We start from the raw sequence: 14,331 nt of genomic DNA on the forward strand, positions 1-14,331 counted from the left end.
CCACGAGTTTAGGGACTGTCCGCGGCGGTCCGCCTGGCAACCCTGCCCGGCCCGCACAAGGCCGATCGCGTGGTCAATCGCGTGGCCGGATATGGACAGCCGTTGACCCGGTCGTTTCCCGGAAAGTCCCCACCAGGAGTGAAAGTCTGAGAGTGACGTCCACATCACAGGAGGTTTCCATGTCACAGCGTAGTGGCTATGAGCCCGGTGTTCCGTGCTGGGTGGATCTGTCGAGCACCGACGTCGAGGCGTCCGTCCGCTTCTACGACGACGTCTTCGGCTGGCAGGCCGAGATGATCGACGACCCGGCGGCCGGGGGCTACGGCCAGTTCACCTACGACGGCGAGAAGGTCGCCGGAGTGGGCCCCGTCATGGGGGAAGGCATGCCCTCGACCTGGAACACCTATATCGCCATAGAAGACGCCGCCGCCACCGCCGACCGGGTCAAGAACGCGGGCGGGACCGTCGTCGTGGAGCCCATGCAGGTGTTCGAGGAAGGCACCATGGCCGTCTTCCAGGCGCCCGACGGGTCGTTCGTGTCGGCCTGGCAGGCCGGCCGCCACAACGGCGCCGAGCTGGTCAACGAGCCGGTCTCCTTCTGCTGGAACGAGCTCGTCACCCGCGACGTCGCCAGCGCGGAGCGGTTCTACCCGGCCGTCTTCGGCTGGACCCCGCACCACCAGGAGATGGACGGCGTCAAGTACACCGAGTGGCACCTCGGGGACGCGAGCATCGCCGGCATGATCGAGCTGTCGCCGAACTATCCGCCGCAGACGCCGTCCCACTGGATGACGTACTTCGCCGTCGACGACCTCGACGCCACCGTCGCCGCCGCCGAGCGCGCGGGCGCCACGATCCTCGTCGGGGCCATGGACGCGCCTCCCGGGCGCTTCGCCATGCTCACCGACCCGCAGGGCGCGGCACTGTCCGTGATCCAGCTCCACGAAGTCAGCTAAATATCCCATAACCGGGAATTAGGTAGACCGGATCTTGGTTTCATCCCTCGGCCCTCGTGGGCCACACGCCTGCGAGGGAGAGGGGTTCACGCATGTCCGTGGCACAAGCCACGCCACTCACGTCACCTGTCGTCAAGGGGAACCGCCGCGGACTGCTGTTAATCATTCTCGGAGCGCTCTCGGCCATCGGCCCGCTCTCGATCGACATGTACCTGCCCGCGCTGCCCGCCATCACCGGCGAGCTGGTCAGCACGCCCGCCCAGGTACAGCTGACACTGACCGCCTGCCTCATCGGCGTCTCCGTCGGCCAGGTGGTCGCCGGGCCGGTGAGCGACGTACGCGGCCGCCGGCTGCCGCTGATCGTGGGCGTGGCCGGCTACACCCTCGCCTCGCTGCTGTGCGCCTTCGCCCCCTCGGTGCCGGTGCTCATCGTGTTCCGTCTGCTGCAGGGCATTCTCGGCGGCGCGGCCCTGGTCATCGTCCGGGCCGTCGTCCGCGACCTTTACGACGGCGCCGCCATCGCGCGCATCTTCGCCACCCTCATGCTCGTCAGCGGCCTCGCGCCGATCCTGGCCCCGATCGCGGGCGCGCAGCTGCTCGCCTTCACCTCCTGGCGCGGGGTGTTCGTCGCGCTGAGCCTGGCCGGGATCGTGCTGCTCATGGCCGTGCTCGGCGGGGTGCGTGAGACGCTGCCCGCGTACGAGCGGGAGAGCGGCGGGCTCGGTCACACCGTGCGCACCTTCTGGCAGCTGCTGCGCGACCGTTCGTTCATGGGCGGCGCGCTGACCGCCGGGCTGGCCTTCGCCGCCATGTTCGGCTACATCTCCGGCTCACCGTTCGTGCTGCAGGAGGTCTACCACGCCACACCGCAGCAGTATTCGCTCATCTTCGGGCTCAACGCGCTCGGCCTGACTCTCATGGCCCAGGTCGGCGGGCGGCTCTCGGGGCGGGTGCCGCCGGCCCGGCTGGTGGCCATCGGCCTGTGCGTGGGCCTGACCGGCGCGGCGCTGCTGCTGGCCGCGGCCATGATCGGCATGGGGCTGGCGGGCATCGTCGCCGGGCTGTTCGTCATCATGTGCGGCCAGGGCCTGGTGCTTCCCGGCACCGGCGCGCTGGCGCTGGCCAGCCAGCCGCAGCAGATCGCGGGCAGCGCCTCCGCCCTGCTCGGCGTGCTCCAGTTCGCGCTGGGCGCCCTGGCCGCGCCGCTGGTCGGGCTGGTGGGAGCGGGTACGGCGGTGCCGATGGCGTCGGTGATGCTGGGGCTCATCGCCTGCTCGGCCGTGTCGTTCCTGGTCATCGGCAGAGTTAGGTAAGCCTACCCTGCGTGAGAAATTCCATTCCCCGTCTTCCTGGATCCATTTGTGAACTGGGAAGGAATTACGGCACACTGATGTTGTGAAAAACGTGCCCACGTCGATCGAGCCCGGACACGAGCGCGGCACCCGCGCCCGTGTGGCTCGGCTGATCCTTGAGCACGGTCCCGTCGCGGCTGCCGCGCTGGGCGAGCGGCTCGGGCTCACGCCCGCCGCCGTCCGTCGTCACCTCGACGCGTTGCTGGCCGACGGGATGATCGAGCCTCGCACCGTGCGTCCGCACGGACAGCGCGGGAGAGGGCGGCCGGCCAAGCTGTTCGCCATCACCGACGCGGGGCGCAGTGCTTTCGAGCACGCCTACGACGACCTGGCCGGCAGCGCGCTGCGTTTCCTGGCCGAGCGCGTGGGTGAGGAAGCCGTGACCGACTTCGCCCGTTCGCAGGTGTCCAGCCTGCTGCGGCGCCTGGAGCCGGTCATGCGGACGGTGCCGGCCGACCAGCGCGTACAAGTGCTGGCGCAGGCGCTGTCGGCGGATGGATACGCCGCCTCGGCCACCAAGGCCAATCTGGGCGGTGACCAGCTCTGCCAGCACCACTGCCCGGTGGCGCACGTGGCCGCGGAGTTCCCGCAGCTGTGTGAGGCCGAGACCGAGGCGTTCGCGCAGCTGCTCGGCACCCCCGTGCAGCGCCTGGCCACGATCGCGCACGGCGACGGGGTCTGCACCACACATGTGAGCCCGCACGCGCTGGGTCTTGCGACGAGCAGGGCCACCCATAGCGACAAAAGCAAGGAGACCGGAAGGTGACTGTCACCGACCGCCCGGAGCTGGAAGGCCTCGGGAATTACAAGTTCGGCTGGTCCGACTCGGATGCCGCAGGCGCGGTTGCCAAGCGCGGTCTGTCCGAGGAGGTCGTCCGCAACATCTCCGCGCTCAAGAACGAGCCGGAGTGGATGCTCGACCTTCGCCTGAAGGGCCTCCGCCTGTTCGGCAAGAAGCCCCTGCCCACCTGGGGCTCCGACCTCACGGGCATCGACTTCGACAACATCAAATACTTCGTGCGCTCGACCGAGAAGCAGGCCGCTTCCTGGGACGAGCTGCCCGACGACATCAAGAACACCTACGACAAGCTCGGCATCCCCGAGGCGGAGAAGCAGCGCCTCATCGCCGGTGTCGCCGCCCAGTACGAATCCGAGGTCGTCTATCACAAGATCCGTGAGGACCTCGAGGAGAAGGGCGTCATCTTCGTCGACACCGACACGGGCCTGAGGGAGCACGAGGAGCTCTTCAAGGAATACTTCGGCTCGGTCATCCCGGTGGGCGACAACAAGTTCGCCGCCCTCAACAGCTCCGTGTGGTCCGGTGGCTCGTTCATCTACGTGCCGCCGAACGTCGAGGTCGAGATCCCGCTGCAGGCCTACTTCCGGATCAACACCGAGAACATGGGCCAGTTCGAGCGGACCCTGATCATCGTCGACGAGGGCAGCTACGTCCACTACGTCGAGGGCTGCACCGCGCCGATCTACTCCTCCGACTCGCTGCACTCCGCGGTCGTCGAGATCGTCGTGAAGAAGAACGCCCGCTGCCGTTACACGACCATTCAAAACTGGTCCAACAACGTCTACAACCTGGTCACCAAGCGCGCCGTCGCCTACGAGGGCGCGACCATGGAGTGGATCGACGGCAACATCGGCTCCAAGGTCACCATGAAGTACCCGGCCGTCTACCTGATGGGCGAGCACGCCAAGGGCGAGACGCTGAGCGTCGCCTTCGCGGGCGAGGGCCAGCACCAGGACGCCGGGTCCAAGATGGTGCACCTGGCTCCGCACACCAGCTCCACCGTGATCTCCAAGTCGGTGGCGCGCGGCGGCGGCCGCACCTCCTACCGCGGTCTCGTGCAGATCGAGGAGGGCGCCCACGGCAGCGCCAGCACGGTCAAGTGCGACGCGCTCCTGGTCGACCAGATCAGCCGCTCCGACACCTACCCCTACGTCGACGTCCGCGAGGACGACGTCTCGATGGGTCACGAGGCCACGGTCTCCAAGGTGAGCGAGGACCAGCTGTTCTACCTCATGAGCCGCGGTCTCAACGAGGACGAGGCGATGGCGATGATCGTGCGCGGCTTCGTCGAGCCGATCGCCCGCGAGCTCCCCATGGAGTACGCCCTTGAGCTCAACCGCCTCATCGAGCTGCAGATGGAAGGAGCCGTCGGCTGATGGGCCTGACCGAGAAGCCCTTGTCGACCCTGCACGAGAAGGCGTCCTACGACCTGGACGACTTCGAGGTCCCGACCGGGCGCGAAGAGGCGTGGCGCTTCACGCCGCTGTCGCGCCTGAAGGGCCTGCACAGCGGCAAGGCGGAGATCACCGGCCGGGTGCTCACCCAGGCCTACACCCCGGCGGGCGTCACCGCCGAGTGGGTCGGGCGTGAGGACGCGCGCATCGGCAAGGCGTACGTGCCGGCCGACCGCGTCAGCGCGCAGGCCTACAACGCCTTCGAGAAGGCGCTGGTCGTGACCGTGCCCAAGGAGGCCGTGCCCGCCGAGCACATCCGCATCGAGGTGCGCGGCGGCGGCAACGACGGGGCCACCTACGGCCACATCGTGGTCGTGGTCGAGCCGCTGGCCGAGGCCGTGGTCGTCATCGAGCACCAGGGCAGCGCGGTCTACGCCGACAACATCGAGTTCGTCGTCGGCGACGGCGCCACGCTCAAGGTCGTCAGCCTGCAGGACTGGGACGACGACGCCGTACACGTCTCCCACCACCACGCCCAGCTCGCCAAGGACGCCACCTTCAGGGGCTTCGCGGTGACCCTGGGCGGCGACCTGGTGCGCCTGTCGCCGAGCGTGTCCTACACCGGCCCCGGCGGCGACGCCGACCTGTCCGGCGTCTACTTCGTCGACGCGGGCCAGCACCTGGAGCACCGCCTCCTGGTCGACCACTCGCAGCCCCACTGCAAGAGCAACGTCGACTACCGCGGCGCCCTGCAGGGTGAGGACGCGCACGCCGTGTGGATCGGCGACGTGATCATCAGGGTCGAGGCCGAGGGCACCGACACCTACGAGCTCAACCGCAACCTGATCCTCACCGACGGCGCCCGCGCCGACTCGGTGCCCAACCTGGAGATCCTCACCGGCGAGGTGGCCGGCGCCGGCCACGCCAGCGCCTCCGGGCGCCTCGACGACGAGCACATCTTCTACCTGCAGGCCCGCGGCATCCCCTTCGACGAGGCCCGTCGCCTGGTCATCCGGGGCTTCCTCGGCCAGCTCATCGAGAAGATCCAGGTGGCGGAGATCCGTGACCGCGTCATGAACGCGGTGGAGGCGGAGCTCGCCCGATGACTTTTGAGAAGGTGTGCAAGGTCGAGGACATCCCCGACGGGGGCGTACTCGGCCTCGAGGTCGGGGAGACCCCGGTCGCGCTCGTCCGCAAGGGCGGCGAGGTGTTCGCCCTGCACGACGTCTGCTCCCACGCCGAGGTGAAGCTCAGCGAGGGAGAGGTCTACGACGGCACGCTCGAGTGCTGGCTGCACGGCTCGTGCTTCGACATCCGCTCGGGCAAGCCCACCGGCCCGCCCGCCACCAGACCCGTGAACGTCTACACAGTCCAGATCGACGGCGACGACGTCCTCGTCTCGCTCTCGAAGGAGTCATAAACACATGTCCACCCTTGAGATCCGTGACCTGAAGGTCGCCGTCGAGGACAAGGAAATCCTGCGCGGCGTCAACCTCACCGTGCAGTCGGGCAAGACCCACGCCATCATGGGGCCGAACGGCTCGGGCAAGTCCACGCTCGCCTACGCCATCGCCGGTCACCCGAAATACACCATCACCGGCGGCCAGGTGCTGCTCGACGGCGTCGACCTGCTGGAGCTGACCGTCGACGAGCGGGCCCGCGCCGGCCTGTTCCTCGCCATGCAGTACCCGGTCGAGGTGCCCGGCGTGTCGGTCTCCAACTTCCTGCGCTCCGCGGTCACCGCGGTCCGCGGCGAGGCGCCCAAGCTGCGCCAGTTCGCCAAGGACCTCAAGACCGGCATGGACGCGCTGGCCATCGACGCCGAGTTCGCCCAGCGTAACCTCAACGAGGGCTTCTCCGGCGGCGAGAAGAAGCGCCACGAGATCCTCCAGCTGGAGCTGCTCCAGCCGAAGATCGCGGTGCTCGACGAGACCGACTCCGGCCTCGACGTCGACGCGCTGCGCGTGGTGTCGGAGGGCATCAACCGCTTCCGCGCCGCGGGCGACACGGGCGTCCTGTTGATCACGCACTACACCCGCATCCTGCGGTACGTGAAGCCCGACTTCGTCCACGTCTTCGCCGGCGGCAAGATCGTGGAGGAGGGCGGGCCGGAGCTGGCCGACAAGCTCGAGGCCGAAGGCTACGAGCAGTACACGAAGGCGCTTGCATGACTTCCACCAGCTTGGACGTGGAGAGGATCAGGAAGGACTTCCCGGTTCTCTCCCGCGAGCTGCCCGGCGGGCGTCCGCTCGTCTACCTCGACTCGGGCAACTCCTCACAGAAGCCCACCGCGGTCGTCGAGACCGTCCGTGAGCACCTGGCGATGCACTACAGCAACGTCGGGCGGGCCATGCACGCGCTCGGCGCGGAGTCGACCGAGGCCTTCGAGAGCGCGCGCGACAAGGTGGCCGGTTTCATCGGCGCCCCGTCGCGCGACGAGGTGATCTTCACCAAGAACGCCTCCGAGGCGCTCAACCTGGTCGCCTACTCCTTCGGCAACCCGGGCAACACCGACCCCCGCTTCACTCTCGGCCCCGGCGACGAGGTGGTGATCTCCGAGATGGAGCACCACTCCAACATCGTGCCGTGGCAGTTCCTGGTGCAGCGTACGGGGGCGACCCTGAAGTGGTTCGGCGTCACGGACGACGGCCGCCTCGATATTTCGGATATTTCAGGACTGATCACCGAGCGCACGAAGATCGTGTCGATCGCGCACCAGTCCAACGTGCTCGGCACCATCAACCCCGTCGCCGACGTGCTGCGCCGGGCCCGCGAGGTGGGCGCGCTGGTGATGCTCGACGCCTCCCAGTCGGTCCCGCACCACGCCGTCGACATGGTCGCGCTGGGCGCCGACTTCGTGGCCTTCACCGGCCACAAGATGGTCGGCCCCTCGGGCATCGGTGTCCTCTGGGGCCGGGCCGAACTGCTCGAGGCCATGCCCCCGTTCATGGGCGGCGGCGAGATGATCGAGGCCGTCTGGATGGACCACTCGACGTACGCGCCGGTTCCGCACAAGTTCGAGGCGGGCACGCCGCCGATCGTCGAGGCCATCGGCCTCGGCGCGGCCGTCGACTACCTGACCGGTGTCGGCATGGAGGCCATCGAGGCGCACGAGCGCGGCCTGACGGCCTACGCGCTCGACGCGCTGCGCCAGGTCCCCACGCTGCGCCTGATCGGGCCCGACTCGCTCGACCAGCGGGGCGCCACCCTGTCGTTCACCCTTGAGGGCATCCACCCGCATGACGTCGGGCAGCTGCTCGACGACGAGTTCGGCATCGCGGTGCGGGTCGGCCACCACTGCGCGCGACCGCTCCACCTGCGCTTCGGAATACCGGCGACCACCAGGGCGTCGTTCTATCTGTACAACACCACGGACGAGATCGACGCCTTGGTCCGCGGCCTCCATCACGTTCAGAAGGTGTTCGCATAGCCATGATCGGCGAGTCGATGTACCAGGAACTGATCCTGGAACACTACAAGCACCCGCAGGGGCGGGGGCTGCGTGATCCCTACGACGCCGAGGTTCACCACGTGAACCCCACCTGCGGCGACGAGATCACGCTCCGGGTCAAGCTGGGCGACGCCGGCAAGATCGAGGACGTCTCCTACGATGGGCAGGGCTGTTCGATCAGCCAGGCCGCCGCCTCTGTGCTGCACGAGCTGACCACCGGCTCGACGGTCGAGGAGACGCTGTCCGTGGTCGACGAGTTCACCCGCCTCATGCAGGGCAGGGGCAAGGTGGAGGCCGACGAGGACGTGCTCGGCGACGCGGTGGCGTTCGCGGGCGTGGCCAAGTTCCCCGCGCGCGTGAAGTGCGCGCTGCTGTCGTGGATGGCCTACAAGGACGCTGTAGTGAGGAGTGCTGCCCGATGAGCAAGCCGGTGGAGACACCGACCGGGTTCGACGGTGAGGCCACCGTCGACGAGGTCATGGAGGCGCTCAAGGACGTCGTCGACCCCGAGCTCGGCATCAACGTCGTCGACCTGGGCCTGATCTACGGGCTCAATCTCGACCCCGCCGAGGGCGGCCAGCCCGTGGCCACCATCGACATGACGCTGACCAGCGCGGCCTGCCCGCTGACCGATGTCATCGAGGATCAGGCGCATTCCGCGCTCGAGGGCATGGTTTCCGATGTTAAGATCAATTGGGTCTGGCTCCCGCCGTGGGGACCGGACAAGATCACTGACGAAGGGCGCGAGCAGCTTCGTATGCTAGGCTTCAACGTCTGATCGTTGCTGTACGGCTGGCATCTCGGTGTCAGCCGCTTCAGCCTGCCAAAGTCTGAAATTCAGACAAGTCGGGGAATACATGGTGTCTTCCCCGTGTTGGCAACACGTGCACCTAGCGCACCAATGTGCGTTTCAACGCCGCCTGCGGCCGGCAAATGGGTGCGCGTAGACGGCCTGTCCTCCGGGCCAGTCCCCACCCAGCAGGTGCCGACCACCTGCGCCTCGCAATGAAGTACGGCACCGCCGTACGTCCCGGCTCGTCCTTTTCGCAGAAGTGACGCGCCACTTCGACTGAAAGGCACGAAGTTCGTGACCATGCTTGACGCTGTCCTGCCCGAGTTCAACGAGGTCCTGCCCGAGCTCGACGAGAGCACCCCCGAGGCGGGTCCCGGGTTCGAGGAGCTCGGCCTGCCCAAGCCGCTCGTCACCGGGCTGGCCAAGCAGGGCATTGCCAGCCCGTTCCCCATCCAGAGCGCGACCATCCCCGACGTCCTCACCGGCGCCAACGTGCTCGGCCGCGGCCAGACCGGCTCCGGCAAGACCCTCGCCTTCGGCCTGCCCCTCATGGCCCGCATCTCCGGCGTCCGGCCCACCCCGGGCCGCCCCCGCGCGATGATCCTCGTCCCCACCCGTGAGCTCGCGCTCCAGGTGCACGACGCCCTTGAGCCGCTCGGCCGGGGCCTCGGCCTGCGGATGAAGGTCATCGTCGGCGGCATGTCGATGGGCAAGCAGATCGAGGCGCTGCGCCGCGGCGTCGACGTCGTCATCGCCACCCCCGGCCGCCTGGGCGACCTCATCCGCCAGGGCGAGTGCTCGCTGGGCGACATCGAGGTCAGCGTCCTCGACGAGGCCGACCACATGTGCGACCTGGGCTTCTTCCCCGTCGTCACCGAGCTGCTCGCGCAGACTCCGGCCGACGGTCAGCGGCTGCTGTTCTCGGCCACGCTCGACGGCGACGTCGACAAGCTGGTGCGGCGCTTCCTCAAGGACCCGATCACCCACTCGGTGGCTCCCGCGACCTCCCCGGTCGAGCTCATGGAGCACCACGTGATCCAGGTGACGCGCGACGACAAGTTCGACGTCACCGCGGAGATCGCCAACCGCGAGGGCCGTACGATCATCTTCGTCCGCACCCAGCACGGCGTCGACCGGCTCTGCAAGCAGCTGGCCCGCGTCGGCATCAAGTCGGGCGGCCTGCACGGCGGCAAGCGCCAGAACCAGCGCACCCGCATCCTGGCCGAGTTCCGTGAGGGCTCTGTCAACGTGCTCGTCTGCACCGACGTCGCGGCGCGCGGCATCCACGTCGACAACATCAGCCTCGTGCTGCACGTCGACCCGCCGCAGGATCACAAGAGCTACCTGCACCGCGGCGGCCGCACCGCCCGCGCCGGCGAGAAGGGCACCGTGGTCACCCTGGTGCTGCCGAGCGAGCGCCGGTCGACCGACCAGCTCACCCGCCGGGCCGGGATCCACCCGTTCCGCCTCAAGGCCGAGCCGGGCCACCCCCGTCTGGCCGAGGTGACGGGCGCCCGCGTCCCGAGTGGCGAGCCCATCCCCGTCTGGGAGCCCGACGTCCGCAAGCCGCTGCGTCCCCGCCGCGAAGGCGGCCACAGTGGCTCCGACCGGCGTGGACGCCGTCCGCGCCGCGAGTTCGACGGCGAGCGCCGACCCCGTCGTCACGACGACGGCCAGCGCCCCTTCGTCGCGGGCGACGACCGGCGCCCCCGTCGTCACGACGGTGACGACCGCTACCCGCGCCGGCACGCCGAGGGCGGCTCGCAGGAGCCCCGCACCTCCGGTGACGACCGGGGCGGCGACCGCGGCCAGGGCGGCGGCTACCGTGGCGGTGACCGTGGCCCGCGTGGCGGCGGCTACCGCGGCGACGACCGCCCGGCCCGCTCGGACGCCCCGCGCGGCGGCTACCGCTCCGACGACCGTCAGAGCGGACCGCGCTCGGACGACCGTCAGAGTGGCGGCTACCGTTCCAACGACCGTCAGGGCGGCTACCGCTCGGACGACCGTCAGGGTGGCTTCCGTTCCGACGACCGCGGCCCGCGTGGCGGCGGCTACCGCACGGACGACCGAGGCACCCGCGCCCCCGGTGGCGACCGTGGCCGCCCGTTCTCGGCCGACCGCGACCGTCCCGCCCGCACCGACGACCGTCAGGGTGGCGGCTACCGTTCCAACGACCGTCAGGGCGGCTACCGCTCCGATGACCGTCAGGGCGGTTTCCGCAGCGGCACCGGCCGCCGCTTCGACCGCTGACCCCGGCGGACCACCGGTGAGCGCCGGTGGCCGACGCTGATCAACGCACGGCGCTGCCCGCCGTACCCCTTCATCGGGGCTACGGCGGGCAGCGCCGTTTTCTTGCATCGGGGGTACGGCGGGGCCCGTTTCCTGCTGATTGGTCTCAGGATTCGGGCGCGTGTTCCCGGCGGGATCGCAGCGCGTGGATCGCGGCTCCTGGATCGTCGGCGAAGAAGCGGATCACCCTGGCCTCGGCGCGGCGGCCGAGGGGACGGACGGCGATGATCGGTTCGGTCAGTTCGAGGATCAGGTTGGTCTGGGAGGCCACCGCCACGACCAGGCGGTCGCCCTCCACCTTGATCGTGCCGTTCTCGTTGAAGTCGCGGACCTGGCGTACCTGGGCGATCCGCTCGCGGGGGACGCGCAGGTCGAAGAACGCGCCGTAGCGGATGCGTACCTCGTCGGCGGAGACGACGTGGGGCCGGGTGACGCAGGCCGCGATGGCCGCGAGCACGATCAGGACCGTATAGGCGTCGGCCACGAGGAACACGGTGCGCAGGCCGACCGGCGCGCCGAACGCCCGCAGCAGGATCTCCGCGACGATCAGCTCCACGACCATCGCGAACAGGAAGATCATCATCGTGGTGGTCTGCGCGCGGGAGTAGGAGAGGGCGGTGGCGCCGTACGGCACGCCGTGGCGACGCCGCGCGACCCACAGGACGAGGCTGACCATGCCCTTCACGTCGAACCCCATGATCCGCCGCACCTGGTCGGGGACCAGCCGCCCATAGGCCGCCCGTAACGCCGTCCGCCGGTCCGCGCCGCCTCGGCGCTCGGCTCCGAACAGCCGGTACAGGGTCGCCGCCTCCAGGACGAGCACGGCGACGACGGCCGCCTCGGCCGCCGCGACCAGCGGGCCGGGCAGCGACACGCCGGACACGAGCAGGACCGCGAGCAGCAGCTCCATGGGCACCATGGCGAACAGCACGGCGCGCGCGATCCGCACCATCACGCTCGCTCCTTCAGCATGACCATGACCAGCCGGAACACCTCGGCCTGGGCGGCGGGCAGCTCGCCGTACATCGTCGTCAGCCACTGCCCGCCATCCGCGTCCCCGGGGGTGGGCGGGCGCAGGTGGTCGGGAGCCGCGTCCAGGTTCGCGAGCATCGCCGTCGCCATCTCGTCGGGAAGGTGCGCGGCGAGGTCGGCGGCGAGCGTGGTGACGCGGGGGTCGCCGGGGTCGGCGTCGGCGATCTCGTCCAGCCGCGCGTAGAGGGCGTGTCCCCGCGCGAGCGCCTCGGGCTCGGTGAGCGGGCGGAACAGATCGATGAACTCGGCCCGGTCGGCGGGGTCGGCCACGGTGTCCATCAGCGCCAGCAGCTCCCGGTCCATTTCGGCGAACTTCGAGCCCTCGACGGAGAGATCGCGCAGCACCGTCGCCATTTCCGGCGACACCGTCGAGTCGGGATGCAGGTTCGTCTCCGCCAGGAGCGCGGCCAGCCGGTTCCGTCTGAGGCCGATCGTCTCCTGCTGCCGGGCCAGGTCGGCGTCCAGCTCCAGGAGCACTTCCCGCAGCTCCCGGCCCTGGTCGTCGGCCAGGACGTCGCGGATCTCGTCCAGGGACATGCCCAGCTCGGCCAGCCTGCGTACGCGGGTGAGGGCCACGGCGTCTCGCAGTCGGTACTCTCGGTAGCCGTTGGCCAGCCGTTCGGGCTCGGGGAGAAGGTTCAGGTGGTGGTAGTGGCGCACGGTCCGGGTGGACACCCCGGCCAGCGCGGCAAGCTCGCCGATCCTCATGGGCCCTATTGGACACGTTGACGCTACGACAAGGTCAAGCGGTCACGGTCCGTCGTGGCTGGGGTCCTTTAAGGGGGAAATCCCCTTCGGGGGGAAGGAGCGGGTCCGTTGTGGTTGGCGTCCCTTTGGGAGAGGTGCCTCCCTCGGGGGAGGGAAGGAGCGGGTCCGTTGTGGTTGGCGTCCCTTGGGAGGGGCGCCCCCTTCGGGGGAGAGGAAGGACTCGGCCCGTTGTGGTTGGCGTCCCTCGGGGGGTGCCCCCTTCGGGGGTATCTAGCGGGGGCGGATGGGAGGGATGCTCCCTTCGGGGGTGCGGGCGGAACCGGTTCGTTGTGGCCGGCGTCCCGTGGGAGTGCTAGCGGGGGCGGAGCAGCGGTACCAGGGCGAGGCCGGCTACCGCAGCGGCCGTGATGACCACCGGCGGTGCGAGCAACTGGGCGGCCGAGCCCGCCACAGCGAAGCCGATGCCCTGCCAGAACATCAGCCCCGCCGTCTGGATGCTCAGCGCCCTGCCCACCACCTCCTCCGGGGCCGCGTCCATGAGGAGCTGGTCCAGCCCCAGGTGATGCGCCAGGCCCATGCCCGACAGCACGAGCAGCCCGAGCGCGAGCGACAGTCCGGGGCGCAGGCCGAAGGCGAGTTGCGGCAGGAACATCAGCAGTGCCAGCGGCACGACCAGCCGCAGCCGGCGGGCGGGCGAGGGGATCCACAGGCACAGGAGCTCACCCAAGACCGTGCCGACCGGCAGGGCCGACATCAGCAGCCCCAGCCCCACCGTCCCGAACCCGGCCAGGTGGGCGTACGGCGCCGCCAGCGCCTCGGGTGTCACCCCGATGGCGGGCACGGCCCAGCCGAACACCAGGACGCGGCGCAGCCGTACCAGCCGGAAGACCCGCCCGAGCCCCGCCAGCGAGTCGCGTACGAGCGAGAGCGACCGGGCCGAGGCGGCGGCGGGACGGGCCTCGACCCCCACGGTGAGCAGCGCCGCCGACGCCAGGAAGGCGCCCGTGTTGAGCAGGAGGGCGGCGCGCGGGGCCAGCGCGATGAGCAGCAGCCCGCCGAGCGCGAACCCGCCCACCTGCGCGCCCTGTGCCACCAGCCGGAACAGGCTGCGGCCCGCGATGTAGACCTCGCCGTCGAGGACGCGCGGCAGCACCGCGGCCCGCGCGCCCGCGAAGACCGGAGCCACCAGGCCCATCCCGAACGCCAGCGCCAGCACGACGCCCACGGGTAAGCCGGGCAGCGCCATGGCCGCGGCCAGTGCGGCCGTCGTCAGGTTGCAGCCCACCAGCAGGCGCCGGATCACCACCCGGTCGGCCAGCGCCGACAGCAGCACTCCGCCGAACAGGTAGGGGACGAACGCCACGGTGAACACCAGCGCCGCCAGGAAGGGCGAGCCGGTCTGGCGGTAGATCAGCACGGTGAGGGCGAACTGGGTCACGATCGTGCCCAGCATGCAGACGACGTGCGACAGGAAGATCGCCCGGAACTCGGGCACGGCCAGCGCGTCCCGGTATCGGGCGCGGGCGGGCGCCGGCTGGTTCATCGAGTTCCCCCCAG

At 69.8% G+C, this 14,331-nt stretch carries 14 protein-coding genes; 11 read left to right on the top strand and 3 right to left on the bottom strand.

Annotation, left to right across the window (positions count from 1 at the left end; genetic code table 11):
- The first annotated feature begins 179 nt into the window (after positions 1-179).
- The 11 genes from AB0J16_RS18410 (at position 180) to AB0J16_RS18460 (ending at position 10,995) form a co-directional block, all read left to right on the top strand.
- Positions 180-956: a VOC family protein gene (locus AB0J16_RS18410; RefSeq protein ID WP_358540528.1), complete on the top strand. Its 777-nt coding sequence runs from the start codon at positions 180-182 to the stop codon at positions 954-956.
- A 92-nt stretch (positions 957-1,048) separates the two neighbouring features.
- A complete protein-coding gene (locus tag AB0J16_RS18415) occupies positions 1,049-2,269 on the top strand; it encodes a multidrug effflux MFS transporter (RefSeq protein ID WP_358540530.1) in 1,221 nt (406 codons plus the stop codon).
- A gap of 91 nt (positions 2,270-2,360) precedes the next feature.
- Complete coding sequence (locus AB0J16_RS18420; RefSeq protein WP_225291448.1) at positions 2,361-3,074, top strand: metalloregulator ArsR/SmtB family transcription factor; 714 nt, start codon at positions 2,361-2,363, stop codon at positions 3,072-3,074.
- Positions 3,071-4,483 (top strand): Fe-S cluster assembly protein SufB, encoded by a 1,413-nt coding sequence (gene sufB, locus AB0J16_RS18425; RefSeq protein WP_357958449.1) that lies wholly within the window; start codon positions 3,071-3,073, stop codon positions 4,481-4,483. Before AB0J16_RS18420 ends, sufB begins: the two co-directional genes overlap by 4 nt.
- Positions 4,483-5,607: a Fe-S cluster assembly protein SufD gene (gene sufD, locus AB0J16_RS18430; RefSeq protein WP_357958451.1), complete on the top strand. Its 1,125-nt coding sequence runs from the start codon at positions 4,483-4,485 to the stop codon at positions 5,605-5,607. Before sufB ends, sufD begins: the two co-directional genes overlap by 1 nt.
- The gene (locus tag AB0J16_RS18435; RefSeq protein WP_358540532.1) at positions 5,604-5,921 is read left to right on the top strand and encodes a non-heme iron oxygenase ferredoxin subunit; all 318 of its coding nucleotides are present in this window, start codon (positions 5,604-5,606) and stop codon (positions 5,919-5,921) included. The genes sufD and AB0J16_RS18435 overlap by 4 nt, the downstream gene beginning before the upstream one ends.
- Before the next feature lie 4 nt (positions 5,922-5,925).
- Positions 5,926-6,672 carry a Fe-S cluster assembly ATPase SufC gene (gene sufC, locus AB0J16_RS18440; protein WP_358540534.1) on the top strand — a complete coding sequence of 249 codons (747 nt, stop codon included), beginning with the start codon at positions 5,926-5,928 and terminating at the stop codon, positions 6,670-6,672.
- Positions 6,669-7,931, top strand: a complete 1,263-nt coding sequence (locus AB0J16_RS18445) for a cysteine desulfurase (RefSeq protein ID WP_358540536.1) — start codon at positions 6,669-6,671, stop codon at positions 7,929-7,931. The genes sufC and AB0J16_RS18445 overlap by 4 nt, the downstream gene beginning before the upstream one ends.
- 2 nt (positions 7,932-7,933) lie before the next feature.
- On the top strand, positions 7,934-8,374 hold the full coding sequence (gene sufU, locus AB0J16_RS18450; RefSeq protein ID WP_225291366.1) for a Fe-S cluster assembly sulfur transfer protein SufU: 441 nt from the start codon (positions 7,934-7,936) through the stop codon (positions 8,372-8,374).
- The gene (locus AB0J16_RS18455; protein WP_357656615.1) at positions 8,371-8,730 is read left to right on the top strand and encodes a metal-sulfur cluster assembly factor; all 360 of its coding nucleotides are present in this window, start codon (positions 8,371-8,373) and stop codon (positions 8,728-8,730) included. Before sufU ends, AB0J16_RS18455 begins: the two co-directional genes overlap by 4 nt.
- Before the next feature lie 315 nt (positions 8,731-9,045).
- Positions 9,046-10,995, top strand: a complete 1,950-nt coding sequence (locus AB0J16_RS18460) for a DEAD/DEAH box helicase (RefSeq protein WP_358540538.1) — start codon at positions 9,046-9,048, stop codon at positions 10,993-10,995.
- Positions 10,996-11,140: 145 nt separating this feature from the next.
- Here the strand turns inward: AB0J16_RS18460 and AB0J16_RS18465 are convergent, their stop codons facing one another.
- The 3 genes from AB0J16_RS18465 to AB0J16_RS18475 form a co-directional block, all read right to left on the bottom strand.
- Positions 11,141-11,986, bottom strand: coding sequence for a hypothetical protein (locus AB0J16_RS18465; protein WP_358541390.1), 846 nt, complete (start codon positions 11,984-11,986; stop codon positions 11,141-11,143).
- Positions 11,986-12,774 (bottom strand): MerR family transcriptional regulator, encoded by a 789-nt coding sequence (locus tag AB0J16_RS18470; protein ID WP_358540540.1) that lies wholly within the window; start codon positions 12,772-12,774, stop codon positions 11,986-11,988. Before AB0J16_RS18470 ends, AB0J16_RS18465 begins: the two co-directional genes overlap by 1 nt.
- 352 nt (positions 12,775-13,126) lie before the next feature.
- The gene (locus tag AB0J16_RS18475) at positions 13,127-14,317 is read right to left on the bottom strand and encodes an MFS transporter (protein WP_358540543.1); all 1,191 of its coding nucleotides are present in this window, start codon (positions 14,315-14,317) and stop codon (positions 13,127-13,129) included.
- Positions 14,318-14,331: the final 14 nt, after the last annotated feature.

It is taken from the genome of Nonomuraea sp. NPDC049750 (genome assembly GCF_040659625.1).
Lineage (GTDB): Bacteria > Actinomycetota > Actinomycetes > Streptosporangiales > Streptosporangiaceae > Nonomuraea.